Source organism: Burkholderia alba (assembly GCF_034721475.1).
Taxonomy (GTDB): Bacteria; Pseudomonadota; Gammaproteobacteria; order Burkholderiales; family Burkholderiaceae; genus Burkholderia; species Burkholderia alba.
The window spans coordinates 1-1,202 of the sequence record NZ_JAWJWL010000138.1 but is presented as its reverse complement, the minus strand read 5'-3'; the positions used below and the strand labels follow the sequence as shown (position 1 = coordinate 1,202).

General features: G+C 66.3%; 1 pseudogene. It reads left to right on the top strand.

The annotated features are described in order from the left end of the window. The first annotated feature begins 13 nt into the window (after positions 1–13). Positions 14–254: pseudogene (locus tag RZR99_RS33545) on the top strand (type II toxin-antitoxin system RelE/ParE family toxin). Positions 255–1,202 lie beyond the last annotated feature (948 nt).

Sequence of the window (1,202 nt, the reverse complement as noted above, 5' to 3'; positions counted from 1 at the left end):
CGATCTCGAGGACATCTGGACCTATACGTTCGAGCAGTGGTCACTCGAACAGGCCGAGCGCTACGTCGGCGACCTGGTTGAGGCGTTCGAGCGCCTGGCGCGGGGCGAGTGGGCGGGGGCGGCCGAGCCGCGCGCGCGATGACTATCAGCGCTACCTGGTCGGGTCGCACGTAGTGTTCTATCGTGCAACAACGGCCACGCTGGACGTGATCCGGGTGTTGCATCAGCGCATGGACGTCGACCGGCATTTGTAGCCGGCCTGGCGCGCGGCGACGCGCTCACCCAACAGTAGCAACGCCTCCACACCCGGCCTCGGCCGGGTTTCCTTTTGGTTGGTGCCCGCCGGCGGCGATCGGATCCCGTCCGGGAGGCAGCCGCCCGGCGGCTGCCAGAGCGCACTTGATCGCCAGATTCCGCAGCAAAACGACGAAGATCCCTGGGCGCGCCTGCGGCCGCTGGCCGCCCCGGTGCGCCGCGCGACGCGTCGACGCTGCCCGTCACGCGCGGCGGCCGCGTGAGCGGCAGGTGGCCACGGCCGCCCGACCGGCACGCGGTCGCGGCAACGGGAAGTGCCGTCAAGTGAAGGGGTGGATTGCTTCCAAAACCCCCCCATCTGATAACTTTGCTGTATGTGATTAGGAGGGGATGGTGTCTGACCATGCTTGACGTTTCATACTGACCGGCACGGGAGGAGAGCGGGTAGAGTGAGAGTTGGTCTCCTCGACCTCCTCCCCGGGAGGCGTAGGATTGGGATACCCCGGCTACGGCCGGGGTTCTTTTTAGATGTTTCGTCTTTGTCGCCAGGGCGTCCACGCTGGTGAGGCAGCACCCCACGGCACTCACCAGAGGGCGACTTACTGGCGATGAATCGACCGAGGAGGCGATCCATGGCCCCTGCCTGTTTTGAGTGCCGTGAAGCGGCCGGTGATGCCTCGTGTACCATGGCCTCCACGCGGCTGCGACTGGCTGGCGTGGGCACGTTGGCGGATCGGCCCGCAGTCGAGCTGTACCGGTGCCGGGACTGCCGGACGTGGCTGGTGCGGATTTTGATCGACCATGACGCCAAGTGGGTGAGGGCGTAGCCAGCGGGTCGGATGTGAGCGAGCGGGGCACCGCCTTTCTGGCGCCGGCTCGGCCTGACGCCTATAGTGGGGACGCGTCTAACCTCCCCGGAACGACGCAGTAGCAAATAGAGAACGTAT